The organism is Pseudomonas typographi, assembly GCF_014694385.1.
Taxonomy (GTDB): domain Bacteria; phylum Pseudomonadota; class Gammaproteobacteria; order Pseudomonadales; family Pseudomonadaceae; genus Aquipseudomonas; species Aquipseudomonas typographi.
On the sequence record NZ_JAAOCA010000151.1, the window covers coordinates 1 to 366 of the forward strand.

General features: G+C 63.9%; 1 protein-coding gene. It reads right to left on the minus strand.

The features are described 5' to 3' along the window. Positions 1–106: 106 nt before the first annotated feature. Positions 107–366 (minus strand): DUF6950 family protein (locus HAQ05_RS28180; protein ID WP_420825805.1); only part of this gene is annotated, 260 nt, incomplete at its 5' end.

The window sequence follows — 366 nt, forward strand, 5'->3', positions numbered from 1 at the left end:
AAGGCCAGGCCGGCGCCGATAATCGCCCCAATGGGGTTGCCGGTCTGTGCGAACCCAATAACCGCGCCAATGGCGACCTGGGCAACCTTTTTGACGGCACTGCTCATTACTCAACTCTCCAGACCGCCAGCGGCGTGCAGTCGATGCGCCCTACTCCATCGTCGGCAACGGACCAGTATTCGTTGGCCCAGAACACCGCCATGCTTCGGCCGCCTGGGGCGTCGTACATCGTCACATCGCCGCGCTGTATGTACGCCGGCGATACCCGGCTGAAGCACGCATCCCAAGCGGCCTCGAGGCTGCCGTGGTTTTGCTTGAGCAGGCGCTTGGCGCCCGCCTCAGTCGTGTACTTGCCGCGGTAGACGG